Source organism: Mycobacterium sp. IS-1590 (assembly GCF_001500025.1).
Classification (GTDB): Bacteria; Actinomycetota; Actinomycetes; order Mycobacteriales; family Mycobacteriaceae; genus Mycobacterium.
Genome location: NZ_LQIW01000045.1, coordinates 256,405 through 282,650, shown reverse-complemented (window position 1 = coordinate 282,650; position 26,246 = coordinate 256,405). Strand labels below are relative to the sequence as shown.

Annotated in this window: 22 protein-coding genes; 7 read left to right on the top strand and 15 right to left on the bottom strand. The window is 67.4% G+C overall.

The window, feature by feature from the left end; genetic code table 11:
* Positions 1-27 precede the first annotated feature (27 nt).
* Positions 28-1,221, top strand: a complete 1,194-nt coding sequence (locus tag AU197_RS20730; protein WP_064404950.1) for an alpha/beta hydrolase family protein — start codon at positions 28-30, stop codon at positions 1,219-1,221.
* On the opposite strand, the gene eccE is transcribed toward AU197_RS20730, so the two are convergent.
* The 13 genes from eccE to AU197_RS20665 form a co-directional block, all read right to left on the bottom strand.
* Positions 1,208-2,125 (bottom strand): type VII secretion protein EccE, encoded by a 918-nt coding sequence (gene eccE, locus AU197_RS20725; protein ID WP_064404948.1) that lies wholly within the window; start codon positions 2,123-2,125, stop codon positions 1,208-1,210. The two genes, AU197_RS20730 and eccE, sit on opposite strands and share 14 nt — an antisense overlap.
* Positions 2,122-3,525, bottom strand: a complete 1,404-nt coding sequence (mycP, locus tag AU197_RS20720) for a type VII secretion-associated serine protease mycosin (protein ID WP_064404946.1) — start codon at positions 3,523-3,525, stop codon at positions 2,122-2,124. Before mycP ends, eccE begins: the two co-directional genes overlap by 4 nt.
* A 10-nt stretch (positions 3,526-3,535) precedes the next feature.
* The gene (eccD, locus tag AU197_RS20715; protein WP_286145567.1) at positions 3,536-4,981 is read right to left on the bottom strand and encodes a type VII secretion integral membrane protein EccD; all 1,446 of its coding nucleotides are present in this window, start codon (positions 4,979-4,981) and stop codon (positions 3,536-3,538) included.
* Positions 4,966-5,829: an ESX secretion-associated protein EspG gene (locus tag AU197_RS20710; RefSeq protein WP_064404941.1), complete on the bottom strand. Its 864-nt coding sequence runs from the start codon at positions 5,827-5,829 to the stop codon at positions 4,966-4,968. Before AU197_RS20710 ends, eccD begins: the two co-directional genes overlap by 16 nt.
* Positions 5,830-5,835: 6 nt before the next feature.
* Complete coding sequence (locus tag AU197_RS20705; RefSeq protein WP_064346860.1) at positions 5,836-6,126, bottom strand: WXG100 family type VII secretion target; 291 nt, start codon at positions 6,124-6,126, stop codon at positions 5,836-5,838.
* A 36-nt stretch (positions 6,127-6,162) separates the two neighbouring features.
* Positions 6,163-6,456 (bottom strand): type VII secretion system protein EsxG, encoded by a 294-nt coding sequence (gene esxG, locus AU197_RS20700; protein WP_064404940.1) that lies wholly within the window; start codon positions 6,454-6,456, stop codon positions 6,163-6,165.
* Positions 6,457-6,508: 52 nt separating this feature from the next.
* Positions 6,509-8,074 carry a PPE family protein gene (locus tag AU197_RS20695; protein WP_156434498.1) on the bottom strand — a complete coding sequence of 522 codons (1,566 nt, stop codon included), beginning with the start codon at positions 8,072-8,074 and terminating at the stop codon, positions 6,509-6,511.
* Between the two features lie 3 nt (positions 8,075-8,077).
* A complete protein-coding gene (locus AU197_RS20690; RefSeq protein ID WP_064404938.1) occupies positions 8,078-8,386 on the bottom strand; it encodes a PE family protein in 309 nt (102 codons plus the stop codon).
* Positions 8,386-12,360, bottom strand: a complete 3,975-nt coding sequence (gene eccCa, locus AU197_RS20685) for a type VII secretion protein EccCa (RefSeq protein WP_064404935.1) — start codon at positions 12,358-12,360, stop codon at positions 8,386-8,388. Before eccCa ends, AU197_RS20690 begins: the two co-directional genes overlap by 1 nt.
* The gene (eccB, locus tag AU197_RS20680; RefSeq protein ID WP_064404934.1) at positions 12,360-13,925 is read right to left on the bottom strand and encodes a type VII secretion protein EccB; all 1,566 of its coding nucleotides are present in this window, start codon (positions 13,923-13,925) and stop codon (positions 12,360-12,362) included. Before eccB ends, eccCa begins: the two co-directional genes overlap by 1 nt.
* Entirely contained in the window at positions 13,922-15,739 is a 1,818-nt protein-coding gene (eccA, locus tag AU197_RS20675; RefSeq protein ID WP_286145566.1) for a type VII secretion AAA-ATPase EccA, read from the bottom strand. The genes eccB and eccA overlap by 4 nt, the downstream gene beginning before the upstream one ends.
* 108 nt (positions 15,740-15,847) lie before the next feature.
* Complete coding sequence (locus tag AU197_RS20670; protein WP_064404931.1) at positions 15,848-16,738, bottom strand: SAM-dependent methyltransferase; 891 nt, start codon at positions 16,736-16,738, stop codon at positions 15,848-15,850.
* Between the two features lie 149 nt (positions 16,739-16,887).
* The gene (locus AU197_RS20665) at positions 16,888-17,778 is read right to left on the bottom strand and encodes an oxygenase MpaB family protein (protein ID WP_064404928.1); all 891 of its coding nucleotides are present in this window, start codon (positions 17,776-17,778) and stop codon (positions 16,888-16,890) included.
* An 81-nt stretch (positions 17,779-17,859) separates the two neighbouring features.
* On the opposite strand from AU197_RS20665, the gene AU197_RS20660 reads away from it, so the two are divergent.
* Positions 17,860-18,480 (top strand): TetR/AcrR family transcriptional regulator, encoded by a 621-nt coding sequence (locus tag AU197_RS20660; protein WP_064405101.1) that lies wholly within the window; start codon positions 17,860-17,862, stop codon positions 18,478-18,480.
* A 5-nt stretch (positions 18,481-18,485) separates the two neighbouring features.
* Here AU197_RS20660 and AU197_RS20655 read toward each other — a convergent pair whose 3' ends face one another.
* A complete protein-coding gene (locus tag AU197_RS20655; RefSeq protein ID WP_064404927.1) occupies positions 18,486-19,061 on the bottom strand; it encodes a VOC family protein in 576 nt (191 codons plus the stop codon).
* Positions 19,062-19,256: 195 nt separating this feature from the next.
* Here AU197_RS20655 and AU197_RS20650 point away from each other — a divergent pair, with 195 nt between their 5' ends.
* The 5 genes from AU197_RS20650 to AU197_RS20630 all read left to right on the top strand — a co-directional run bounded on the left by AU197_RS20650 (position 19,257) and on the right by AU197_RS20630 (position 24,354).
* Positions 19,257-20,399, top strand: a complete 1,143-nt coding sequence (locus tag AU197_RS20650; RefSeq protein WP_064404925.1) for an alpha/beta hydrolase — start codon at positions 19,257-19,259, stop codon at positions 20,397-20,399.
* Positions 20,375-21,412 (top strand): 2-hydroxyacid dehydrogenase, encoded by a 1,038-nt coding sequence (locus AU197_RS20645; RefSeq protein ID WP_231745098.1) that lies wholly within the window; start codon positions 20,375-20,377, stop codon positions 21,410-21,412. Before AU197_RS20650 ends, AU197_RS20645 begins: the two co-directional genes overlap by 25 nt.
* A 9-nt stretch (positions 21,413-21,421) precedes the next feature.
* The gene (locus tag AU197_RS20640; protein ID WP_064404922.1) at positions 21,422-23,653 is read left to right on the top strand and encodes an acyl-CoA dehydrogenase family protein; all 2,232 of its coding nucleotides are present in this window, start codon (positions 21,422-21,424) and stop codon (positions 23,651-23,653) included.
* A gap of 83 nt (positions 23,654-23,736) precedes the next feature.
* Complete coding sequence (locus AU197_RS20635) at positions 23,737-24,003, top strand: hypothetical protein (RefSeq protein WP_064404921.1); 267 nt, start codon at positions 23,737-23,739, stop codon at positions 24,001-24,003.
* 39 nt (positions 24,004-24,042) lie between these two features.
* A complete protein-coding gene (locus AU197_RS20630; RefSeq protein ID WP_064404919.1) occupies positions 24,043-24,354 on the top strand; it encodes a hypothetical protein in 312 nt (103 codons plus the stop codon).
* A 34-nt stretch (positions 24,355-24,388) separates the two neighbouring features.
* On the opposite strand, the gene fadD2 is transcribed toward AU197_RS20630, so the two are convergent.
* Positions 24,389-26,221 (bottom strand): long-chain-fatty-acid--CoA ligase FadD2, encoded by a 1,833-nt coding sequence (fadD2, locus tag AU197_RS20625; protein ID WP_082696770.1) that lies wholly within the window; start codon positions 26,219-26,221, stop codon positions 24,389-24,391.
* Positions 26,222-26,246: the final 25 nt, after the last annotated feature.

The window sequence follows — 26,246 nt, the reverse complement described above, 5'->3', positions numbered from 1 at the left end:
ATCGCCCGATCGGGATACCATGCGGAAGTGAGCCAAACGGAGGCGAACCCGGTTGATCCGCCGATACCCGTACCCGATGTCCCGGGGGCAGATGCCGGCGCAGGTCTGCCGCGACGCGCCGACCTGACTCTGCGCCAGCGGTTCATCGTCGACTCGTCGGCCGTGGCCGACCTCGCCTTGCGCACCGCGATCGCATCGCTGCTCGCGACGACGATGCTGCCGACCCTGGCCGGCGGGCTGCGCCGCTCGCAGTCGCGCGCAGAACGCGAACAGCTGCAGTTCTACGCCGAATTGGCCTCGGCGAAGGATCCCGCGCAGTCCTTCCCGGCGCCCACTTCGCCGCCGCGGGTCGCATCGCGGGCGGCCAACCCGCTGGCCGAATGGATCGCGAAGGGTCAGGTTCAGAACATTCGCTTCGACAGCAGCTTCGAAGCGGTCAATCCGGCCTTACGCAAGCAGTGCGGCGGATTCGAACGCAACAACGTCGTACATGCCCAGCACTGGCGACACGATGACGGGCCGCACCCGACGCTGTGCCTGATCCACGGATTCATGGGTTCGCCGTATCTGTTCAACGGCTTGTTCTTCTCGCTGCCGTGGTTCTTTCGTTCGGGCTACGACGTCTTGCTGTACACCTTGCCCTTTCACGGTGCCCGCGCCGAGAAGGGTTCGCCCTTCAGCGGTTACGGGTTCTTCGCCAACGGGTTCTCAGGCTTCGCCGAGGCGATGGCACAGGCGGTCCACGACTTCCGCTCGGTGATCGACTATCTGGAGTTCACCGGCGTCGACCGCATCGCGCTGACCGGGATGTCGCTCGGTGGATACACGTCGGCGCTGATCGCGGCCGTCGACGACCGCATCCAGGCCGTGATCCCCAATGTCCCTGTCGTCGCGCCCGATCAAACGGTGGACGAATGGTTCCCCGCCAACAAAGTGGTCGGACTGCGAAACCTGCTGACGGGCACCGACGCGGAACTCACCGGCGGCGCCACGCTGTTCTCCTCACCGCTGAACTACACCCCGCTGGTTCCGAAGGACCGCCGGTTGATCATCACGGGTCTCGGCGACCGCCTGGCGCCGCCGGAGCAGGCCGAGATGCTGTGGGAACACTGGGACCGCTGCGCGTTCCACTGGTTCCCCGGCAATCACATCCTGCATGTCAGTCAGCCGGACTATCTGCGCAGGATGACCCGATTCATGAAGGGTTTCATGTTCGACTGAGTTCGGCCTGGCGGCCCGCCGGCCAGCGGAGACGGGCCAGCAGATCGGCGGCTACCGGCTTACCCGGAACAGCCAGCCTGCCAACGGACTTGGGATCCAAGGCCGTCAGCAATGGTCTCTGGATCCCGCGATGCGGTGTCAGACCCGACACGGGCACCCCGCGTACCGGCTCCGGCGTCCGGAACGCGCACACGGCCGCGACCGTCGGGGTCGCCGCGCAACCACTGAACTCGACGGCGGTCCACGTCTCTGACGATTGGGACCACACCTCGTCGAGGCGTTCACCCAACCGCTCGTCGACGGGAATCCCGTAGGCGGACACGAATCCGTCATCGTCTTGGACACCGCGCCACTTCTCGCGGCCCTTTCCGGTCAACGGCGCGTCCGTGTCGTCGACGGGCACCGCATCGAGGCCCGCCTCCCGCAGGTGGTCGGCGAGCCGACGGCCGGCGATCTCAGCGGTCTCGCGCAGCGGCAACTCTGGTGAACGTGCCTGCAGAGCAGCCAGATTCGTCTCAGCATCCAGGGTCAGGGTGATCCACGTGGTAGCAACACCATCCACGTCCCGGTTCGTCACGCGAACCTTCTCGCTACGGACACCGAACCTTTCGACGTAGCCCGCCACCAGGGGCAGCGGCACACCGAATCCCGACGGGTCGTCGACCCGCAACACCACGGTGACCTGCTTCGCGCTCTGCGGCTTCGGCTTCGAGTGGTTGCGTCGAAACACCGCCAACCGCCGACCGATCATGTTCGTGACGAACTGGCCCCGCCACCAGGCGAACACGATGACAACCACGGCGACTGCGATCCCGAAGATCCACCAGTCCGTGTTCGTCTCCCACGGGTACGCCATTGCCGCCAGGACGACGGCCAACGACGCCAACGCAATTCGAACGGTCACGGTGCCTCCGCTTGGTTGTCTAGGTTCCTTCGCCGGTGGACCGCGACCGCGGCCGTGACGGCTGCAATGAGCGCCAGCACACCGGTTCCCGCGAACGCGACCACCTTCGGGGTCGCGTCGGGGGCGGCCGGTCGCGGCGGTGCGGCGACGGGTTGGGGTTCCGGTTCCCCGTTACCGGCGACGGCCGCCGTCACATCCCATGTCAAGGCGGCGACGGGGTCGACCAGTCCGGCACCGGTCAGGTTCGACGGTGCTCTCGCCGCACCCTGCGCGCCGGCAGTGAGCCGATCCCGGACCTGTTCGGCGGTCAGCTCGGGAAAACGGCTGCGCACCAGGGCCGCAACACCGGACACATACGCGGCCGCGAAACTCGAGCCGTTCAGTGGATACAGCCTGCCCCGCTCGTCGGGCAGCCCGTTGGCCAGTCCGCCGCCGTCACCGTTACCCACCGAGACGATGTCCTGGCCGGGCGCGGCTATCCCCACCCACGGCCCAGCCATGGTGAAATCCGATGGCCGTCCTGCAGTGTCGAGCGAACCGACCGAAAGCACGTATGGCTGCCACGACGACGGTATCGACACCGACGTCACACCGGCCCAGTTGCGCGGGTCCTCCGGGCGGCTGGGATCCGACAGCGGGTTGGATGGACATGCCGACCCCGGGTTCAGCCCCATCTTGTTGTTGCCCGCCGCGGCGACGATCACCGCGTCCTTGTCCACGGCGGCGTAGCGCAGGGCCGCACCGAGTTCGTTCTGGTCGACGTTCTCCGTCGCGGGCAGGCAGGTCACGGCGGAGATGTTGATGACCCTCGCGCCCAGGTCTGCCGCACGGACAACCGCACGGGCCAGGGTCGCCACGTCGAGCGCGACGCGTGCGGTGGCCGGATTACCGCCGGTCTCGCGCGGGGAGAAGCGCGACGACGTCGACCGGATCGCGAGCACGCGCGCACCGGGTGCCACCCCGGAGAATCCGTCGGCGCCCGGCTGGCCCGCGATCAGCCCGGCCACCAACGTTCCGTGGCCGTCACAATCGCTCAGACCATCGGTCGACTCGACGAAGTCTCCGCCGGGGTCCACGTTGGGCAGCCGGGGCCCGGGTGCGACGCCGGTGTCGATGACCGCCACGACCTGTCCCTCACCGCGGCTGTACTCCCACGCGCCCTCGAGGTTGAGCAGCTTCTGATTGGCGCTGGATACACGGGGTTCGCTACCGGGCAACACACCGGCGCTGACACACGGTCCACGTTGCGACTGCGGCTGGACGGGCCCGGCGGCACCCGACGGGGGCCGCACCGCCGGATCCACCTGAGGTGGCGTCATCGCCTGTGCGACCGGGGAACTCACACCGACGACGGCCACCGACGTCGTGACGGCCAGTACAGTGCGCAGCCGGTCGCGCATCACCGATGCCTCATCGGTTGAGCACCCACGCGAACAGCCCGACGAGATAGGCCAGCACCGGGATCAGCGATGCGTCGATACCGGAGGCCAGGAACCCGGTGAGGCGACGCATGGGCAGCGAGTAGGTGTCCGGCGAAGCGACTCGCGGGAACGACGCGACGATCACCCACGCCACCGTCAAGCCGACGAGCGCCACCAGCGCCCACCATGCCGCGCTGATGCGGTCATCGACGCCGAACACGACCATGAACGAGACCGCGAGCAGGAACGGCTGGCTCAACAACCACGCCTTGCACGGAGCCGAATCCCACACGCGGGCCCGCAGCACCGATCCGAGCGCCACGGCGCCCACCACGTACCACGCCCACGGCGAAACACCCTGTGGGGCAGCCAGTGTCAAGGCTCCTGCGGTGGACAGCAGCACACCTCCCGCGATGAAGCCGGTCTGGTGCGAATCGCTGATCCGAACGCGGCGCGGCAGGTCGGCGAGCACTTTCATCGGGTGCGGCGCCGGGGTCGGGTCACCGGGAGCCGGGATGACCGGCATCGGCAACCGTGCCCACAGGGCCGAAAGCTGGGCCGCCTGAACCGTGACCACCAGGGCGAGCACCACGAGGATGGACCCGACGACGAGGTGGTTCAGGTGCCAGATCGTCGCGGCGCCCGCGGTGATCAGCGCGCCGGCGCCGACGACGGTGGCGGCGGTGAACACCGCGATGGCCCGTTGGGCGACGACGATGCTGACGATGGACCAGGCTGTCACGCCCGCCGCGGCGAGCAGCACGTGTGACGGCCCGAAGTCGCCGGGCACGCCGAGCGCGAGAGCCACCGCGATGGGCGCGAGGGCCGTCACGGCCAGCGCGGTGCCGAGCCCGGGTGAACGGCCCCACGTGAGCAGTGCGGCCAGCACCGTGAGTATCGCCGCACCGCTGGCCACGGCAAGCCCGGCGAAGCCGCCGACGATTTCGCTGTGCACCGCGGCGAACGCGGTGGCGGTCACGATGAGCGCGATCACGGCAGCCGCTGCGCCTCTCGCAATATGCGCAGCGCCCCACGGCTTCTCGCGGGCGGCCGAGAAGATGACGGCTGCGTCGCCGATGTCCTCGACGATCCGCGGCGCCGCGGGCCCGGCCGGAAGTGGTTGCAGCGCCAGAAGATCACCATCGACGACACCGACGGTGTCCAGCGTCGCGTCGAGACTGAAAGGCGCACCGCCGACCGGTGCCAGCGACAGCACCACCGGGGTCGCGTCGCCGTACTCCTCGTCGGCGGGCATCGCCATCCGCCGCACGGCGGGCAGGATCTCGCGCAGGGGGAGTTCGGTCGGCAACGCCATGTCCGTGACGCGACCGCCCGCCTCACCCGCGGCGAGCACCGCGACACGAACGATCGGCATCGACCGCGACGGGGCCGGGTCGGCCAAAGACGCTGTCGCGCCGCTCAAACTGTCTGCCATTGGTGTTCCGTTCTCTGGTTGGAGTCGAAGTCTCGGGTCAATTTCAGGTCGGGGAACCAGGCCCCGTCGGGCAGCGTTGCGGTCAGCCGCTCCACCGCAGTGGCGATGGCCATCGGCGTGCCGGGCGTGAAGGTCGAGACCCATTCACCGTCGAACGCCTTCGTCGGGTGCACGAGCACCCTGCCCTCCCGGGTGTCGACGACGCTGACGCCGACATCGGTGCTCACGCGGTGGCCGTCTCGATGGTCGCCGGCCACGATCTCGACATAGCTGCGGTCCGTCGCGTAGGCCGCTTCGACGACTGCTCGAGCGCTCGGCGGGATGCCGAGGAACTCGATCACGTCGTCCAGCGTCGCGCCGTTGCGCAGTTGTTCGTCCGCGCGCGCCCCGATGCGCGCCGGAATCGCGAACTCGTCGAACTTGGCCGGCGGGCGCCCCGACAGGCCGGCGGTCAGGATGGGAACCAAGGCCTGCGGATGGTCCACCTCCAACCTGCTGAGCGTGACGAGGCCGCCGCCGCGCAGCGCGACGACGGTTTCGTCGTCGCGGCGCGCGACGTGACCGCGCAGCATCTTGCCCGAGCCGCGAACGAACCGGAGTTCGAGCCACCGCCGGGGCCGGCATGTCGCCATAACCCATTGCCGAACATGGGGTTCGACGATGCGGTCGGTGGTCATCACGCCCATCTCGACCAGTTCGGCCGACAGCCTGGCCTCAACCGCCGCCCGCTGCGCGTGGTCGCTGTAGGGCGGGATGATGGCCAGCACCCAGGGGTAGTTGCCGGCTCCTGACGCGTCGGCGACGAACCAGGCCTGCTCCGCGGTCAGCTCGACTGCGTTAACTGCCACCGTCGGTTAGCCACCCCATTTGGCGCCTTCGGCCTGGTCCCGGGCGCTCATCGTCATGGTGTTCTGCTCGTGGGTGGCGGCCATCGCACGGTATGCGCGCACGAGTTCCTCGAGAGCGAGGTTCCACTGCGCCTGCCACGCCTGGTAGGTCGTGCCGGTGTCGCCCTGCCACGCGCCGGCCAGAGCCGCCTGCTCACTGGCGATGTCGGCGCCGACGGCGTGCAGTGCGCCCGCATATCCGGCCATCTCACCCGAATGGGCCAGCATCGCCGGGTAGTTGTACATGATCTGAGACATCAGGTTCTCCCTTTTGGTTCTAGGTCAGTTCGAAGTTCAGATACCGGTGTAGGTGCTGGCCGCCGCGGCGTCCTGCGCCACGTAGGTGCCCGCCGCGTCGCCCAGGTTGACCTGCGCGATGTCGAGGAGCACGTTGACCTTCGCGGAGACCTCGAGGAAGCGCGCGTGCGCTGCCTGGAAGGCGGCGGAGGATTCGCCCATGTGGAAAGCCTGTGCCGACTGTGCTGCCTGTTCGGCCTGCGCCATGGTGCTGCGCATCAGCGCGGCCTTCGCCGAGAACGCGGCCTCGGATGACACGAGCTGGGGGATGTGAGCGTCCAGGAGGCTCATGGATGTTCCTTTCGGATTGTCGTTCGGCGGAATGTATTTCGGTCAGTTCGGTTCAGTCGTTTTCTCCCCCCTCGCGATCCCAGTCGCTGGGCAACATGGGTTCGGTGGGTCCGCCGCCGAAGGAATCACCGGCGAGTTCGGTCAGCCCACTGGCCTGCTCGGCTTCGGACTGGTTCGCTGCTCCGGTGAAACCCACTGCGCCCGCGCCCTTCTCCGATGCGGCGACATGCGGGCGCCGGACCGTTTCGCGCGGCGGGGCGGCATCCTCCGGCTCATCGGGTTCGTAATCCATGTAGGCATCGGCGTACTGACGTTGGTGGATCGGCTGCGGCTTCTTGCGGCGGGCCTTGCGTTTGGCCAGCGACGACGCGGCCGCGGCCGCGGCGGCGGACGCCGCGATGTCCGATGCGGGCGCCTTCAAGCCGGTGCCCTCGCGGAAGGTCGGGGAGACACCGTCTTCGGGGTCTGGGCCGGCGACCGCGTACGGAACCACCGGAGCCGCGGCGGGTGCCGGGGCGGCGCCGGCGGGCGCTGCGCCCGCAGCCACCGACGCGGCGGGAGCGGCCGGAGCCGCCGGAACCGTCGGCGCCACTGTGGCTATCGGCGGAAGCGACTCCGCGCGCGGCTCGGCGACGGGCCGCAGGGGCGCAGGTGCGGGGGCGGGCGCAGGCTCGGGGGCGGCGGCCGGAACCGGCTCCGGTGTCTGCGACTGGACGATGAGACCGATCAACAGCGGCAACCAGATCGGCGCGCTGAAGATCAACGACCACGTGGTCCAGCCGAGCGGCTGCGTGATCGCCTGATAGAGAACGAACAACAGGATCAGTCCCGACGACGGGTTGAAGAGCCACCCGAAGAAGCCGTTCAGGAAGTCGCTGAGGACATCCAGGACGTTGCCGAAGAACTGGCGCGCGAAGTTGAGGATCGATTCGAAGAAGTCCTCGAAGAACCTCATGATCTCGCGCAACAGGTCCGCGATGGAGTCGGCGACGTTGCGCGCCCCGCCGGAGTCGGCGGCGGTGGCCATCGCGGCTGCCTGCTGCACGTCGGCGGCCGCGGATCCCGCCTCACCCACCCCCGGCTTCAACACAAACGGCGCCGGCGGCGTGACCGGCGTCGCGGCCACCGCGGCACCCGACACCGCCTGATAAGTACTCATCGTGGTCGCGGCCTGGATCCACATCCGCACGTAGTCGGCCTCGTTCAACGCGATCGGAATCGTGTTGATACCCAGGAAGTTCGTGGCGAGCAACACAGCGTGGGTGGACTTGTTGAGCGCCAGCTCGGCCATCGTCGGCATGGTCGCCACCGCGGTGGTGTACGCCGCGGCGGCGGCGCCGTGCTGCGCCGCTGCGGCCGCGCTGTTCGCGCTGGCCTGCGCCAACCACGCGAGGTACGGCGTATGCGCGGCCGCGTACTGGGCGGCACTCGGCCCTTCCCATGCGCCGCCCTGCACCGAACCCAGCACAGCGGTCAACTCGGCTGCCGCAGAGGAGTATTCAGCCGCCAGCGACTGCCATGCCCCCGCCGCCGCCAGCAGCGAACCCGGACCGGGTCCGCTGCTCAGCATCGCCGAGTGGACCTCCGGGGGGAGAGCCATCCAGATGGGAGCCGTCACGAGTCAGCCTCCGGCGACCAGGTAACTCGCCGCGGCGGCCGCGTCACCGGTGGCATAGCTCGTACCGGACTGGCCGACGCCCACTCCGGAACGACCCAGCTCCTCCACCCCGAGGGCGGCCATCGTGTTGTGTTGTGCGCCATGGGCACTCAAGCTGACGGCGGTCTGAATCGACACCGCGTCGACGGCGGGCGGTATCACGGCGGTGACCGCGGGTGCGGCCGCGGCGTGGGCCGCCGCCAACCGGGCCGTCAACGCTTCGACGGCGGACGCCGCCGCGGCGAGGCCTTCGGGAACGACGCGAAGAGTCATCAGTTGAACTCCCTTCCACTGTTGCCGTTGTTTCCGGTATGTCCCGCCACCGCGTCCGCGAACGGGTTGACGAGTTGCAGGAACGTGGGGGCATCGCCATCGTCCAGCAGCATCGCGCGACCCGCAGGCAGACGACGGAAGCGATGTCCCCGGATCTTTCCGCTGTCCTGCGGGTTGCCCGAAAGCATGAGGATTGCCGCCTGCAACTCGTTGAGTCGCCGCAGCAGAGGTGCGGTCATCAGTGCGTGCGCAGAACCGGTGGCCCGTGCGGTCACGATGACACGCAGGCCCAGCTCGCTTGCCTGCGACAGCAATCCGATGATCCCGGTCCACGGCCGCTGGCCGACGAATGGCCCACTGACCGCGGGCGCGTCCGGAATCTGGTCGACGTCGTCGATGATCAGGTAGTGGGTGTGGCCATCCTCGCCGGACCGGTAGTTCCATCTGCTCAGCTCCTGCGGCGACAGGTCGGCAGGTGGGCGGCGCTTCTCCAGCAGGGCGGTCAGCCCCAGCATCGCCGGGGTGATCCGGTCGATGTTCGGGGTGTACTCGTTGTCCGGGAACAACGGCTCGTCGACCAGATGCAGGCGCCGGTCGATCACCGTGAACGCGACGCGGTCCGGGGTGGAGTTCTCCCGGATGGTGCGAATCACGTGACGCAGCAGCGTCGACTTGCCCGACTTGGCGTCACCGAACACCATCAACAACGGGTTCTGGTCGAACGCCATCGCCACGGACGCGAGGTCCTCCTCGCGTTGGCCGATGACCACCCGCTCCGGTGCCGGATACAGCGGGGCCACCACACTGGGAGCGAGGTCGTGCGGCAACAACCGCACCGGCGGTGCGGTGACACCGCGATGGCGGGCGTTGATCACCCTGATGTCGCGTAGCGCCGGCTCGGCGAACAGGAAGTGCTCGGCGGACATGGTCAGGCCGCGGCCGGGCTGATCGGCGGGCACCGCTTCGGCGGGCCGGCGCAGCGCGCCGGTGACCCGCACATTGCTGTCCCGTGGATCCGACAACTTCAGTTCGAGACGCAGCCCCAGGCCGTCGCGCATGGCCAACGGAACCTCGAGCCAGTTCGGTGTCGTGACGACCACGTGGATGCCGTAGGACATACCGGTGTTCACCAGCTCGGTGACCTTCGACAGCAACGGGTTTCGGGTGTTGAAGGTGTCGGTGTTGTCCCGGCTGAACGCGTAGAGGTTGTCGATGACCAGGAACACTTCGCCGTATTCGTCGCGTTGACCGTTGCCCGAGTGCCCCCGCGCCTGGCGTGCGCGGAGCAACTGCTCGAGCTCACCGAAGGTGCGCCGGATGCGCTCGGGCTCCAGCGGAGAGGCAATGCTGCCGACGTGGGCCAGGTCTTCGAGCGGGCGCAGCTGACCGCCGCCGTAATCCAGGCAGTAGAACGTCACATCGCGCGGTGAGTGCAGAGCGGCCGCGGACAGGATGAACGTCTGCAGCGCCGTGGTCTTGCCCGACTTCGGTCCACCGTGGATCAGCAGATTGGCACCGGCGGACCTGGCGTCGAAGATCAACGGATCGCGCCGCATCGAGAACGGACGGTCGATCTCGCCGAGCGGCCAACGCCATTCGCGTTCGGCCACGTCGGCACGGGCGAGCAGCTCGTCGAGTGGGATCGGCTCGTCCAGCGGGGGCAGCCACAGCGGCGGCGCCTTCGGACCATAATGGGCCAGCTGGTCACCGATGGTGGCGACGAGTTTGCGCGGCGGACGCTCCTCGTGAGCGGCGGGATCGGAAACGACGACCGTGTCGGCAGGCGCTTCGACGTGACCCGCGGTGAACGGTTGCGGCACCGGAACCGATTGCACCACAACCGACCTCTCCGCCCGAGGCGGATCGTAGATGCCGTCGACGTAGGTGCTGCGGAACTTGACCGGCATGGCGCCCGGCGCGGGCACCAGGAATCCCTCGCCCTTGTGCTCGGGTCCGGCCTCGATGTGGAACGCGTCCTCCACACCGATGATCTGGCGACTGATGGACGGGCTGGCCACCTTGAGGCCGATCCGGTACGAGGTGTTCTTGTCGATGTCCTTGATCCGGCCGACATCCAGCGTCTGCGACGCGAACAGAATGTGGATGCGGAACGAACGGCCCTTGCGCGCAACATAGTCGAACAGGTCGGCGTACTCGGGATGATCGGAGAGCATCAGCGAGAACTCGTCGGCGACCACCAGCAGCGTGGGCAGCGGCGGCAGGTCGTGACCGGCCGCGATGGCCAGCTCGTATTCGAGCACCGAGTTGAACGCACTGCCCTGGACCCGGCGGCCGGCCTCCATCAGCAGTTGCTCGCGTCGTGCCACCTCGCCGCGCAGCGTGTCGGCGAATCGGTCGGCAAGCGAGCGCTTCTCGGCCATGTTCGAGATGACGGCCACCACCTGCGGGAAGTCACGGAAGATGTCGGCTCCCGCCTCACCCTTGAAGTCGGCGTAGATCACGATCAGCCTGTCGGCCGAGTGGGTCGTCAACAGCGACAACAGGATCGACATCAACGTCTGCGACTTGCCCGAGCCGGTCATACCGATCATCAGGCCGTGCGGACCCATACCGCCTTCGGCCTCGTCCTTGAGGTCGAAGATCAGCGGCTCACCGGTGGCGGTGACGCCGATGGGCACCCGCAGTTCGTCGGCGCGTGCCCGCGGCGCCCACAGGCTCGCCACGTCCAGCGCCGCGGCGTCCGGAATGCCGAGCAGCGTTGAGAAGGTCGCGACACCGGTGCTGCCGGTGCGCGCATGGCTCGGGTTCGAATCCCACTTCGACAAGCGGCGGGCGATGTGGCGCGCGGTCGCGACGTCGAGCTGATCGGCGGCGTCGACGTAGGGCTGCCAGCCCCCGGTCTGCCAGCGCTGCAGTTTTCCGTCGGTCAGCTGCAGGGCCGGCCGTTCCGGATCGGGGTACTGCTCACGGTGCGGCGGCTCGGCGACGCGTTGGACCAGCGTCACACCGGCCAAACCGCCGCGCGGGACCAGCGCGGTGGTGTCCACGTCGGGATCGTCGACGACGATGAGCAGGTGCTTGACCTCGGCGTCGTCGTCGCTGCCGAACGGGGACCGGTCATCGAGCGCGGAGGCCAGCTGCGAGCGCAGTTCAACGATGTCGGACGACAGGTAGCGGGCGGGGCCGGCACCGTCGACCGCACCGGGAATGTCGTTGTGCGGCAGCCACTTCAGCCACGACCAGTCGTCGCTCTCGATGTCCGGCGCCAGCAGCGCGACGCCGAGCACGGCGGGGTCGTGCCAGGTGACGGCCTGGGCGATCCAGGCCCGCAGCGCGCCGCGAACCTCGTCGGGCTCGCCGAGCACCGTGATGCGCGAGACCTTGCCCAGGTCGATACCGGTCGGCGCGGCCCGCACCGTCCGCTGCACGTCGAGCAGGGCGCGTAACGCGCTGTGCGACACCGGTTCCAGGTCGACCTCGTCGGCGCTGTCCTTCACCCGCAGCGCGGCGTTCAGCGGGGCGTCGTGCAGTCCGGTGCGCACGACCAGGAAGTCGGGGTCGTGCGGATCGCGCTCCCACTGCCTGCGGGTGCCGGGCACATCGATGAGCAGGCCCGGATCCGGATGCGACCACTCCAACGACGCGCGCTGTTCGGCGGCATGTGCGCGCACGTTGTCCCGCACCACCGAGAGGTAGCGCAGATAGTCGGCCCGTTCGGCGTCGACCTCCTCGGTACGCATCTTGTTGTCGGTGCCGCGGTAGAGCGCGGTCGCGGCCAGCAACAGGACGAACGGAAAGAACAGCGTCGTCGGCGAGATCAGCCGCATTCCGGTGGCGAACAACGCCACGATCATGCCGACGATCAGGATGACGATCAGAAACGGCAGCACCCGGCGCAGCAGCGACGGCGGTATCACCCGCGGCAGCTCCGGCGGCGGTTCGATGGTGATGGTGCCTTTGCGCGTCGTCGGCACCGGGATGCGGCGGCGCGCCTCGAATATGAGCCGACTCATTACGGCGTCTCCCTCACGACAGCGGGGCGGGGGTCGGCGGCCAGGGCGTCATGGGCCAGCAACGCATCGCCTCGCGACAGCGTCGGGCCGGGCGCGAACTGGCTCAGCATCGACCATGGAATCGGAAGGGCGGGTGGGGTGAGACCCAGCGCGGAGATGGCGTTCTCGTCACCGTCGGTGTCGAGGCCGTAGCGGACCCCCACGTCGCTGAGCCAGAAGGTGGCGCCACCCACGGGTGACGTCGACGCACCGCCGCCGTCCTGCCCGACGGTCTGGACCAGGTAGCCGCGCCCGGGAGTCAGCACGACCTGGTTCGCCGTCGTGCCGGAACCCGCTCCGACCAGCGGCACGGGGCGCAGCTGATCGGGCACCGGCAACGTGACACCCGAACGCAGATCCAGTGTCGCGCTCGTGGCATCGGCGGGACGCTTCCACTGGGCGCACGTCAACGGCGCGTCCGCGGCGTCGACGAGCGAAATCGGTTCCGCGGGATAGGCATCGGTGTCGATGACGTCCGCGATGGGCAGCCGTGCGATGTCGTCGGCGCCCAATCGCGGCGGTTGGTCGAGCCCGTACGAGTTCGCATTGCGCATGATCGCGGCGATGACCGGCGAAACCGGCTGCAGCCCCTCACTGAGCACCGCGTAGTGGCGCAGGGTGTTGTCGGTGGCGAATGCGGTGACAACCGCGCCGACCGGCGCGGGCGTCGGCAAGGGGTATCGCGGTGGTTCGCCGGCGCCCGGGATGACCGGCGGGATCAGCGCGGGAGCTTCGGGTACCGCATTGAACAAGCCCGGCGCGATGGGGCGCGCGTCGGCACCTGAGGTACCCAGGCCGAGTGCACTGGTGACCGCGCGGTCGTTCATGTCGATCGAGCTTCGGCGACCGTTCCACAACAGCCAGGTGCCCGCATTGGGACCGCTCGGGTTGGAGACCAGGATCGCCTTGTCGTCGGGCAGCTGCGCCGCGCGCTCGCCGCCGTTGCTCAGCGGACCCGCGATCATCGTGACGCCGACGGCAGGACCCGAAACCCCGTCGCACACCGTCCAATCGGCGTCACGGGCGGTGTTCTGCACCATGCGCTCGGGTGCACCTGGGATCCCGATCAGGTTGCCCCGGGGGAACTGGTCGATCTCGCTGGTCTTGACCTGCGACGGGTTGTCCGCCCGGCCGGCGATCAGGCGAGCGGACGTCAGGTTCAGCACCGGGTGCAGCTGCTCACCGAGGCGGACGTAGAGCGCCGAGGTGGTGCGATCGGCCAGTATCGCGTCGTTGCCGGCGACACCACCGGGCCGGATCAGCGAGAACACGAAACAGCCTGCCATGACGGTGATCAACACCAGCGCGCCCACGAGCACCGAACGGGCTTGGGTGCGAAGCGGATCGACGAGCATGCGGGTGTCGTGCAACGCGACGCCTGATGCGATGCGCCGCATGATGAAGCGCCATCCGGTCACCTGATGGCGGGTGACGAACCCGCGGCGGTACACGACCCGGTCGGGGTTCTCGTTGTCCGGTGTGCGCGAGGCGAACGCGCGGCGATCCGAGTTGTCCGGTGTGCTCATTCGGGCACCGTCAGACCGAGGCCACGCAGCAGCGGAATGGCGGATTTGGTGACGTCTTCGTCGGTGATGGTCATCAGCTCGTCATCTGTGAAGTCTTCGGTGTCGGAGTGATCGAGTCGGTACTCGCGCTCCTCCTCGGAACGCTCGACCAGGTTGCGGACGAAACGGCCGTTGCCGGCGATGTCGAGGTTGCGCCTCTCCACGCCGGCAGCGTCCGGCGTCGTCGCCGCCGCCAATTGAGCGAACAGCGATTCCATGTGGGCGAGCGCCGCCGGTTCGAAGACGCTGTCGCGCTTCTCGGCCATCCGGACCGCGATCTCGACGAGTTCATGCGATGTGTACGAAGGGAATTCAATACTGCGCGTGAAGCGGGACCGCAGACCCTCGTTGGTGTCGAGGAACGCGTCGAGATCCTTGCGGTAGCCGGCGACGATGACGACCAACCGCTCGCGGTCGTTCTCCATGCGCGCCAGTAGCGTGTCGATCGCGACCAGGCCGAAGTCGTTCTTGGCGCCGGTCGAGACCAGCGCATAGGCCTCGTCGAGGAACAGCACACCGTCGAGCGCGCTGTCGATGATCGCGTTGGTCTTGGCCTCGGTCTCGCCGATGTGCTGACCGATCAGGTCGGCCCGGTGCACCTCGCGGACCGTCTCCTTCTTGAGAATGCCCAGACCGCAATAGATTTTGGCGACGACGCGCGCGATGGTCGTCTTACCGGTACCGGGCGGGCCCGCGAACACCAGGTGGTTGGTGCGCTGCGCCACGGTCAGGCCACGTTCTTGGCGCCGGATCGCCATCGCGACCGAACTCTTCAGTCGCGCAACCTGATACTTGACCTCTTCCAAGCCGATGAACTCGGCGAGCTCGGCCTCGGCTTCGATCAGCAGGTGCGCCTTGCGCTCCTTGGCGCCGGGGTCGACGAACTCGGACTCGCTCGGCTCGGTGGCGGGATCCCACGGATCGGAGCGGCCTTCGATGCGCGCGGCGGTGGTCGTCACGATGCCGTACGAAGTGTCCGACAGGGCGATCTCGACCTGCTCGTTTTCCGGGTTGGCGGCGTATAGCTCGGCGAGCACGTCGGCCGCGTCGAGCTCTTCACCCTGCGCGCGCAGGCACAGTGCCTTGACGAGCGTGCCGTCGACGGTGGCGACATCGACTGGGCCGGAGGGGTCTTCAAGGTACGACAGTGCGGGTGCGTACATGCCCAGGCGGGCCAGCGACGTGCCGAGCGCGACGCGTGCCGCGTGTGCGTAGGTCTGGTCCAGCCGCGTGTCGTTGACGATCGGAGTGATCAGTCGAACCACGTCCGACCAGCGCTCGGCACGGTAGTACATCGCGATCCGCACCCACCGCGCGTCCAACCAGCTGGGGCGGCGGGTGATCAACGGCTCGACGAGTTCGTCCGCGCCGACGTAGTCGCCGGCATCGCACAGCGTGACGGCGTAGGCCAGCTGGAAGTCGTCGGGTGTCGACGCCGAGAACTTCAAGTAGAGCCCGGTGTCGTAGGTGAAGGCCAGGTCACCTTCGGTCAGCTGTACGTGGCGCTGCAGGACGCCCGCCGTGGCGACGGTCTGCCAAACGGCCTCGAGCACCCTGGCGCTGGTGTCCCCCGCAGCGGCCAGGCCTGTCCACGCATCGCACTGTTCGCGAGCGATGCGAGTCAGTTCGGTGAAACCGGAGCGGGCCGCCGCCGGATCCGGCGGGCGTCGACGATCGTGCACCGAGAGCCCGAGGGCCCGGCAACACGTGGCGAACCGACTCACCACGTCGTGGTCGACGCGCGAAGTCGCAGCAAAATCGGTTTGTAGCGGCACGCGCCGTGATCTCCCCGTAGTGATGGCAGGCTAACTTTCCGCCCGAAGTTAGCATTGACTAAGCTAACTTGTACAGACGCACCGTTACCGCCCAGCGGGTGAACAAGCTCACGCCTTGACGGCGCTCACCAGGCTTATAGTCCCCGTCATCGTCGCCGCCTCCGACCCCCGCTCGGGCACCGGTCGGCCGTTTCTGCGCAACCAGTCCTCGAGGGTGACGGCCTCGGCGCGCCAGCCGCGTGCGCCGAACCACTGGGCGGCAGGTGCGTGCTGTTGGTTGTAGACGAGATTGAAGAACGCGTCCTCGTCCCCGGAGGACCGCTCTTCTTCCCTCTTCGCCTCGAAGGCAGCCGCGTCCATCGGTGCCGCCTCCTCCACGGCGGCGTGGCTGCCGGCGGCGGCCAGCGAGTCGATTCCGGTGAACAGCTCGCGCTGGGCGCCGGCCGGCAAGTAGATCAATAGGCCCTCGGCGATCCAGGCGGATGGCTCGTTCGGGTCGAACCCGTTGGCGCGCAGTGCTCGGGGCCAGTCATCACGCAGATCGACCGGGACCTCGCGGCGTTCGGCCCGCGGGATGTGCGCGTTGAGGGCCTGCCGTTTGAACTCGAGCACCCGCGGCTGGTCCAACTCGAACACCACGGTGCCGTCGGGCCAGTTCAAGCGGTACGCCCGCGAATCCAAGCCCGCGGCCAGCAGCGCGATTTGCCGGACTCCGGCGTCGGCGGCGGCGCGAACGTAGTCGTCGAAGTACTTGGTGCGGACAGCCTGGAAGTCGACGAAGGCCGCGCCGAAGTCGTCGGTTCGCAGGGGATGGTCGGGCGCCGCCCCGTCGAGCAGGTCCGCCCAGTCACCCCCCACCGCGCGACAGAAGGTCTCGGCGAAGGGGTCGACAGCGATCGGGTCGGGCTTCTGCGCCTCCAGCGCACGGGCAGCGGCGACGAACAACGCGGTGGAGCCGACACTGGTGGTGATGTCCCAGGTGTCGTCGTCGCTACGCATGCACCTCTTTGTACGCCGCGATTCTGACAGCACGCTGACAGGCCACCCCAACATTCGACGGCCTCTAGTGTGCGGTCAGATCGTCTTTTCGGTGCCTACCGCGCTGTTCTCCGATCTGAGTGCACACTAGAGCGCAATAGCCGGACTGACTACACCAGCGGGCGACCCGTGCGTACGCGCCAGTCGAGGTCTTTGAGCAGCACGTTGAACGGGAACTGCCGGACGAACCGCGGCATCACGTTGTTGATGCGGCCCAGCACGGTCATCACCCGGTTGAATCGGCGCTGTTTCGTCGCGTCCCACGGCAGTCGCATCTCGTCCCGGAATCGCTGGGGCAGGAAGCCGGTCGTGATGAAGAGGTTGAGCGCGTCGGTGCGCTTCTGCAGCCAAGCCGGAACCTTCAAATTGCCGAGCCGGCCTGCCGCGATGGGCCAGAGGTACTCCCGCACCGCGTCGTCGATGTGGACCTTGTCCAGCGACTGCTGCCAGTACTCGTCGAAGGCCTTGCGGTCGGCGGGCCACATCTGGGCAGGCACCTGCAGCGTGGTGCCCAGCGCCGCACCGTCGCGGTAGTGGCGGTCGGCCGATTCGTCGTCCATCTCGCCGACGAAGACCCGGTACACGTCGACGAAGCCCTTGTACAGGCAGGCCGCCACCCACAGCTGCAGGTCCTTGTCGAAGGCGTTGTACTCGACCGGGCTGTCCGGCAGCGAGTACACCTCGCGGTGTGACCGGTTGACCGCACGCCGGTACGTGGCCTTCTGTTCGTCGGTGCCCGCGAGGGCGACGGCGAGGTATGTGAACGTCGTGCGCGCCCGCTTGATCGGGTGTCGGTCCGCGCGGCCACTTTCGACGCGGCTGTCCTTGACGCCGTATCCGACACCGGGCCGCGAGAGTTCCATGATCACGTTGGCCGGTCCTGACAGCAGGCCGATCCCGAGCATGGCGTCCTGGGGCGCGACGTTTCGACGCAGCTTGTGCCCCGGCAGGGGTGCGTCGTTGACCGGTCTTCCGACGTGGTCGATCGCCTGGGAAGCCATCGGGGAACCCCTATCGCAAATGTGAGAACGGATGTTTCCTGATATTGCCCCCGCTCGGCGCGGGGTGTCAAGATGGCGGTCATGGCACAGGTCCGCCCCTACCGCGGCGTCGACGCGGCCCAACGCCTGGCACAGCGCCGGCTGCGCCTGCTCGACGCGGGACTCGAGCTGCTCGGCGCGGGCCCGGAGGACCTCGCGGAGTTGACGGTGCGGGCCATCTGCGCCAAGGCTGGCCTCGGTGTCCGCTACTTCTACGAGACGTTTCACGACAAGGACGACTTCGCCGCCCAGGTCTATGACTGGGTGATCGCCGATATCGCGGCGACAACCCAGGCGGCGGTCGCGGCGGCGCCACCCCGCGAGCAGCCCCGTGCGGCGATGGCGAACATCGTGCACACCATCGCCGCAGATCAGCGCGTGGGTCGCCTGGTGTTCAGCGTTCAGCTGTCGAATACGGTCATCATGCGCAAGCGTGTGGAGTCCACGGCCCTGTTCGCACAGTTGCTGCTGCAGCACGTGGGTGCGGTGGGTCCGTATGCCGCCGAACTCGACGAAGCGACGGCGCATTTCGCAGTCGGCGGCGTGGGCCAGACGATCAGCACCTGGCTGGCGGGCCGCTTGGATCTAAACGCCGACCAACTCATCGACCGACTCGCGGCCAACATCAACGCGATCTCGGGAGCGCCGACGAATGACGTCTGAGCTGCTCAGACGGTCACCCTCGGTCGGCGATCTGCTGCGGTTCTCGGCGTAGCCCTCGTGTCACTCTCGCCAAATTCCTTTGTCCAGCAGGCGAATTCGAGTGTGATGCCATCCGGGTCGAGGAAGTAGAACGACCTGACATACACACCGGGGTGCACCGTCGGCGAAACCTGGGCCTCGCTGTCGTCGTGATTGAGCACCGGACCGACCCGCACACCCTTGGCCTTGAGTCGCTGCCGGTATTCGTCGAATTTCTCGGCGGGCACGTGAAAAGCCAGATGGTTCATCGTGCTGACGGCGCTGACGATGTCCCCGATTCCCGGAATGGCCTCGGGCGAGGAGATACCCGCGACCCGGTCCGGTGCGTCGGCGAACCAGAAGAACGCGACGCAGTCGCCGTTGCCGGCGTCGAAGAAGAAGTGCTGGCCCATGCCTCCCGGCAGATCGAGCGACTTGATCAACGGCATGCCGAGGATGTTGCTGTAGAAATCGACGGTTTTCGCCATATCCGAGCACACCAGCGCGACGTGGTTGATGCCGCCGAGTTCGAACTCGGTGTTGGGATTGTCGGGCCTGATCATGGGGCGCCTCCTAGCGCGAATCTCTGGCCAGAAACGCAAATCGAATTTAGCATCAGGGGCAATCGCGAGCAATGACGAACGGACCGGCACCGCTATGACGATCGTCCCGCACGTCCCGCTGCCGGTCAGACCGATCATCAAGATCGCTGAACATCCTGCAGCCCTTACACTTTGGGCGGATGGGGGGCAGCTCGAATGAGCAGGACACCGTCGACCACCGCAACGCCGGGTGTCACTCGTGAGTTCGTCGGCCTCGACTCCCCCACGGCCCGGCGGGCGGGTGCGGGCGGACATCCGTGCCAGGGCCTCTATCACCGCGGGGTCGGTCGCAAACCGAAGATCGCGATGATCGCCGCGCACTACCAGATCGACTTCTCCGAGCATTATCTCGCCGATTACATGGCCACCCGAGGTATCGGCTTCCTCGGCTGGAACACCCGCTATCGCGGGTTCGAGAGCAGCTTCCTGCTCGACCACGCGCTGGTGGACATTGGCGTCGGGGTGCGGTGGCTGCGCGAGGTTCAGGACGTGGAAACCGTTGTGCTGTTGGGAAACTCTGGAGGTGGTTCGCTGATGGCGGCGTACCAGGCGCAGGCCGTGGACCCACACGTCACACCGCTTCCGGGAATGCGTCCCGCGGCGGGCCTGACCGACCTGCCCGCCGCCGACGGGTATGTCTCGACCGCAGCGCATCCCGGCCGCCCCGACGTGCTCACCGCCTGGATGGACGCGTCGGTTGTCGACGAAACCGACGCCGTCGCATGCGATCCCGATCTCGATCTCTTCGACGAGAAGAACGGCCCACCGTTCTCGGCCGAGTTCGTCGAACGGTACCGGGCCGCCCAGATCGCACGAAACCACGCGATCACAGACTGGGCCGAGGCCGAACTCGAACATGTGCGCAAGGCGGGTTTCTCCGACCGCCCGTTCTCGGTGTTGCGGACATGGGCAGACCCGCGCATGGTCGATCCCACCCTGGAGCCGACCAAACGACCCGCGAACATGTGTTATGCCGGAGTGCCGGTGCAGGCCAACAGATCTGCCCGCGGTATCGCCGCGGCCTGCACATTGCGCAACTGGATCGGCATGTGGAGCCTGCGATACGCCCAAACCCGCGCCGAACCGCACCTCAACCGAATCACGTGTCCGGCGCTGGTGATCAGCGCCGACCAGGACACCGGCGTGTTCCCGTCGGACGCCCAGCACATCTTCGACGCGCTTGCCGGCACGGATAAGACCCAGTCCTCGATCGATACCGACCACTACTTCACCACTCCCGGGGCCCGCAGCGAACAAGCCGATACCATCGCCAAGTGGATCGCGAAGCGGTGGCGTTAGAGGTCGAGTCGTCGCGCGGGCGCTCACCGCTGAGGGTTCTGGCACACTTCACGCCCGGCCCGAAGGCCATTGATTTCGTTGCACCGCAATCTGATTGGCTCGACATCCGCTACTGCGCGGAAGACGACGACGCAACCTTCTACCGTGAGCTCCCCGAGGCCGATGTGATCTGGCATGTGCTCCGGCCGATCTCCGGAGACGATCTCGCCACAGCAGAGCGTTGCCTGCTGGTGCACAAGATGGGCGCCGGGGTCAACACCATCGACGTGGGCAGAGCGACCGATCTGGGCATCGCGGTGGCCAACATGCCAGGGGCCAACGCACCGTCGGTCGCCGAGGGCGCGGTGTTGCTGATGCTGGCAGTCCTGCGCAGGCTGACCGAACTCGACCAAGCCACTCGCCGGGGACGGGGGTGGCCGTCCGACCCGAGCCTGGGTGAGACCGTGCGCGACATCGGGGGCTGCACGGTGGGTTTGGTCGGCTACGGCAACGTCGCAACGAGGGTCGAGCGGATCGTGCAGGCGATGGGTGCCGAGGTCCTGCACACCAGTACGCGTGACGACGGCCATCCCGGCTGGCGTGCCTTGCCCGATCTGCTGGCCGCCAGTGACATCGTCTCGCTGCATCTACCGCTGACCGACGCGACAGCGGGCTTGATCGACCCCGCCGCGCTGGACCGGATGAAGTCCGGCGCGGTCCTGGTCAACACCAGCCGCGGACCCATCGTCGACGAGCCCGCACTCGTCGAAGCGCTGCGCTCGGGGAGGCTGGCCGGCGCGGGCCTCGACGTCTTCGCCACCGAGCCCGTACCGGTCGACGACCCGCTGCTCGGACTCGACAACGTCGTGCTCACCCCACACGTCACCTGGTACACCGCCGACACCATGCGCAGGTATCTGGAGCACGGTCTGGACAACTGCCGCCGGCTGTGGGACGGCCGTGAACTGGCCAACGTCGTGAACAGTATCGTGTCTCCCAACCGACCGGTTAATAGGGACGGTCCGTCACAGTGAGGTGCAGGTATGCCCATCGCAATCAATCCTGAGCACAACGATCTGGCCGACTCGGTGCGGTCCTTCGTCGCTCGGGTGGCCCCCTCCGAGGTGCTGCACGAAGCGCTGGAGACGCCGATCCCCAATCCGCCGCCCTACTGGAAGGGCGCGGCCGATCAGGGCCTGCAAGGTGTGCACCTGTCCGAAGACGTTGGTGGCCAAGGCTTCGGGATACTCGAGTTGGCCATCGTCGCCGCGGAGTTCGGTTACGGCGCCGTGCCGGGCCCGTTTGTTCCGTCGGCCATCGCCAGCGCGCTGATCGCCGCACACGACCCCAACGCCACACAGTTGGGCGACCTGGCCTCCGGCGCGACGATCGCGACTTACGCCATCGACTCGAGCCTGACCGCCACCCGCCACGGCGAAGGCGATGCCGCCGGACTGGTCATCCGCGGTGAGGTGCGCGCCGTTCCCGCCGCCGCAGAGGCGTCGCTGCTGGTGCTGCCGGTCGCGATCGAGAGTGGCGAAGAATGGGTGATCTTCGACGCCGACCAACTGGAGATCGAACCCGTCGACAGCCTCGACCCGCTGCGCCCGCTGGCGCACGTGCGCGCGAACGCCATCGAAGTGGGCGACGATCGGGTGCTCAGCAATTTGAGCCGGCCGTTGGCTCGCGCGCTGATTTCGACGCTGTTGTCCGCGGAGTGCGTCGGCGTGGCGCGGTGGGCCACCGACACCGCGGCGGCGTACGCCAAGATCCGCGAGCAGTTCGGCAGGCCCATCGGCCAGTTCCAGGCCATCAAGCACAAGTGCGCCTCGATGATCGCCGACACCGAGCGGGCAACGGCCGCTGTCTGGGATGCGGCGCGCGCCATCGACGAGTTCACCGCGCATGTGAGAAGCGGTGAGAACCCCGAGACCGGCTCTGCCGAAACCGCATTCGAGTTCGCCGCGGCCGTGGCGGCCACGCTGGCACCCGAGGCCGCCCAACACTGCGCTCAGGACTGTATCCAGGTGCACGGCGGCATCGGGTTCACCTGGGAGCACGACACGAATGTGTACTACCGGCGTGCGCTGGTGCTGGCGGCCGGTTTCGGCAGGCATGCCGACTACCCGCAGCAGGTCGTCGACGTCGCGACCAGCACGGGTATGCGCAAGCTCAACATCGACCTCGACCCCGATACCGAGAAGCTGCGCGATGAGATCCGCGCGGAAGTGGCTGCGCTCAAAGCCATTCCACGTGAAGAGCGCAATGTCGCGATCGCCGAGGGCGGCTGGGTGCAACCGCATCTGCCCAAGCCGTGGGGACGTGCAGCAGGTCCCGTCGAGCAGATCATCATCGCCCAGGAGTTCGACAGCGGCCGGGTCAAGCGGCCGCAGATGGGCATCGCCGCCTGGATCATCCCCTCGATCGTCGCGTTCGGCACGGACGAACAGCAACAGCGTTTCCTGCCGCCCACCTTCCGCGGTGAAATGATCTGGTGTCAGCTGTTTTCCGAGCCGGGTGCGGGTTCGGACCTGGCCAGCCTGACCACCAAGGCGACCAAGGTCGACGGCGGCTGGCGGATCACCGGGCAGAAGATCTGGACCACCGGTGCGCAGTACTCACAGTGGGGCGCGCTGTTGGCGCGCACCGACCCATCGGCGCCGAAACACAATGGGATCACGTACTTCCTGCTCGACATGGCCAGCGAGGGCGTAGAGGTCAAACCGCTGCGCGAGCTGACCGGCAACGCGATGTTCAACACCGTTTTCATCGATGACGTGTTCGTGCCCGACGAGATGGTGCTCGGCGAGGTGAACCGGGGTTGGGAGGTGAGCCGCAACACGCTGACCAACGAGCGAGTGTCGATCGGCAGCAGCGAGCCGCCGTTCCTGGCCAGTTTGGCCGACTTCATCAAGTTCCTCCAGGACGGGCAGTTCGACCAGATCGAGCAGAACCACGCGGGCAGGCTCATCGCCGAAGGCCACGCCGCCAAGGTTCTCAACATGCGCTCGACGCTGCTCACCCTGGCCGGTGGCGATCCGATGCCGGCCGCGGCGATCTCCAAACTGCTGTCGATGAAGACCGGCCAGGGCTACGCGGAGTTCGCGGTGTCCTCGTTCGGCACCGACGGCGCGATCGGAGATCCGAAGCAGGAGCCCGGCCGGTGGGCGGAGTACCTGCTCGGCAGCAGGGCCACCACGATCTACGGCGGCACGACCGAGGTACAGCTCAACATCATCGCCGAGCGCCTGCTGGGGCTGCCGCGCGATCCGTAAGCGCTTGCTCACCGGCGTAGCCTGAAGTCTGCGGTTGCGTTCGAGCGGTTGGCGGTGACGATGAGCGGCCAGCAATGAGTGGCATGAGTATCCGGATCGCCCGCGTCGTTGTCGGCGCCTCGGCGATGCTGGGGCTGTTGCTGGCACCGACCGCCACTACCGCTGATCCAGCGCCACGCGACCAGGCCGCACCCTGCTATCCCGGCATCATCCCCGGGAACCCGTGGGCGACCTCGTGCAACTTCGGTAAACGTCCGCCGAAGATCCGCGGCGGTCCGCCCGACCAGACCGCGGTGATCGCCTGCCGTGACATCCCCGGATGCCTGTCGTGGTACATCAACGGCCCCTGATGGGCGTTTAACGATCGCACCGAAGGCAACACGTCAGTCATGACCAACGATGTCGAGAAGCGCTGGGACCGGCCGAAAGCGTTTCGGGCCGCCGCCACCTACACCGCAGTGGTGGTCGCGGTGGCCGCCGTCGCATTCGTCATCTACGCCCTCGTGTCGAAGACGTCAGTCATCGCCGCCTCGACGGTGCCCACAATCCTGCTGCTCGGCGGTCTGGGCGCGTTCATCAGGACCTACCGTGAGTGGAAAGCCCAGGGCGCGTGGGTGCAGTGGCAGGGTGCCGGATGGTTCCTGCTGCTACTGATGCTGGTGTGCCTGTCGATTCCCGGCGCGGCCGCGATGGCCGACTGAGGCACCCGCCGTCGCGCGGGGTGCAGCAGCGTGGCTAGTCCGACTTGTTGGCGTCCGCTTTCTCGTCCGCTTTCTCGTCAGCCTTCTCGTCGGCCTTCTTCTCAGCGCCGTCGGCCTTCCCCTTCTCGCCGCCTCCGTCGGCCTTACCTTTCTCACCGTCTCCGTCGGCCTTTGCCTTCTCGCCGTCTCCGTCGACGTCCATTTCCCGGAGCTCGCGTTTGAGGATCTTGCCGGTCGGGTTGCGTGGTAACTCGTCGAGGAATACCACCTCGCGCGGCACCTTGTAGCGCGCCAGATGCTCGCGGACGTATCCCTTGATGTCGTCCTCGCCGATCGAGGCACCGTCGGCCTTGACGACAAAGGCCCGCAACCGGTGCCCCCACTCCTTGTCCTCGACGCCCACCGCGGTGGCTTCGACGACCTCGGGATGACCGCTGATCAGGTCCTCCACCTCGGCCGGGAACACGTTCTCGCCGCCGGAGACGATCATCTCGTCGTCTCGGCCGCTGACGTAGAGCAGACCGTTCTCGTCGAAATAGCCGACGTCACCCGACGACATCAACCCGTCGATGATCTGCTTGTGGCCGCCACCGGTGTAGCCCTCGAACGGGAAGAAGTTGCCGACGAAAATCCGCCCGACCTCGCCCTGCGGCAATTCGTTTCCGTCGTCGTCGAGGATCTTGACCTTCACGCCCTTGACAACCGGTCCGACGGTCGCCGGGTTCTTCTCCAGATCCTCGGGCCGCGCGATCGTGGCGAACGCGATCTCGGTCGACCCGTACAAGTTGTAGATGACGGGTCCGAGCATCTTGAGCCCGCGCTGCGCCATCTCCGCGCCCAGCTGCGACCCGGACACGAACACGATTCGCAGCGAGGACAGATCGGGCTTGCGATCCATCTCGTCGAGCGCGTCGAGCATGCGCGACAACATCACCGGCACGACCACAACGGCGGTCACCTTGTGCTCCTCGATGTCCTCGAGCACCTTGGCGGCCTTGAACCGCCTGCGCAGCAGCAGCGTCGTACCCAACATCATCGAGATCGTCGCGTGCAGGAAGCCCAAAGCGTGAAACATCGGCGCCGGAAGTGCGGTGATCTCGCCGCCCTTGAACGGCACATGCGACAGCACCCCGCCGATAGGGGCGAGGGTGGGCGGTGTACTTCTGTTGGCGCCCTTGGGGGTTCCCGTCGTTCCACTGGTCAGGATGATCACCGACGAGTGCTTGCTCGCCTTGGGCGCAGCCTTACCCGAGTGACGCGAGACGAAGTCCTCGAGCGTCTCGTCGGTGCTGTTCGACGGTTCATCCTTGTCGGGGTTCACACCGAGCGCGCGCAGCTTGCCCAGCGGCGGATCCGCCTTGGACACGGCCTGGCAGTACTCGTCGTCATAGATGATCAGCTTGGCGCCCTCACGTTCGGACACCTCCTTGACCTGCGGCCCCGAGAACTCGCTGTTGAGCAGGATGATCCGCGCGCCTGTGCGGGCGGCGCCGTACAGCGCGACGAGGAACCACCGGTGGTTGCGGGCCAGGATCGCGATCCCGTCACCGCCCTTGACGCCCTTCTCCAGCAGGCCGTTGGCGACCGAGTGCGCGGCGTCGTCGAGTTCTTTGAAGGTCATCTCGCCGAAGTCGTCGATGATCGCGGTGCGATCGGGGGTGCGGCGCGCATTCAGTGCCGGGATCATCCCGAATTCGCCCCACCGCCGGATGTCGGCGAGCATTCCGGCGACGTTCTGCGGTGGTTCGATCTTGAACGCGCCCGCGCCGAACATCTTGGCGGCGTAATGCAGCTCAGCCGACCCGCGTTCGACGAGTTGTTGAGCCTTGGCGAACGCTTGCGACGGGAGCTCGGAGAGTCTTGCCATGTCCCCACAATATGTGACCCGCGTC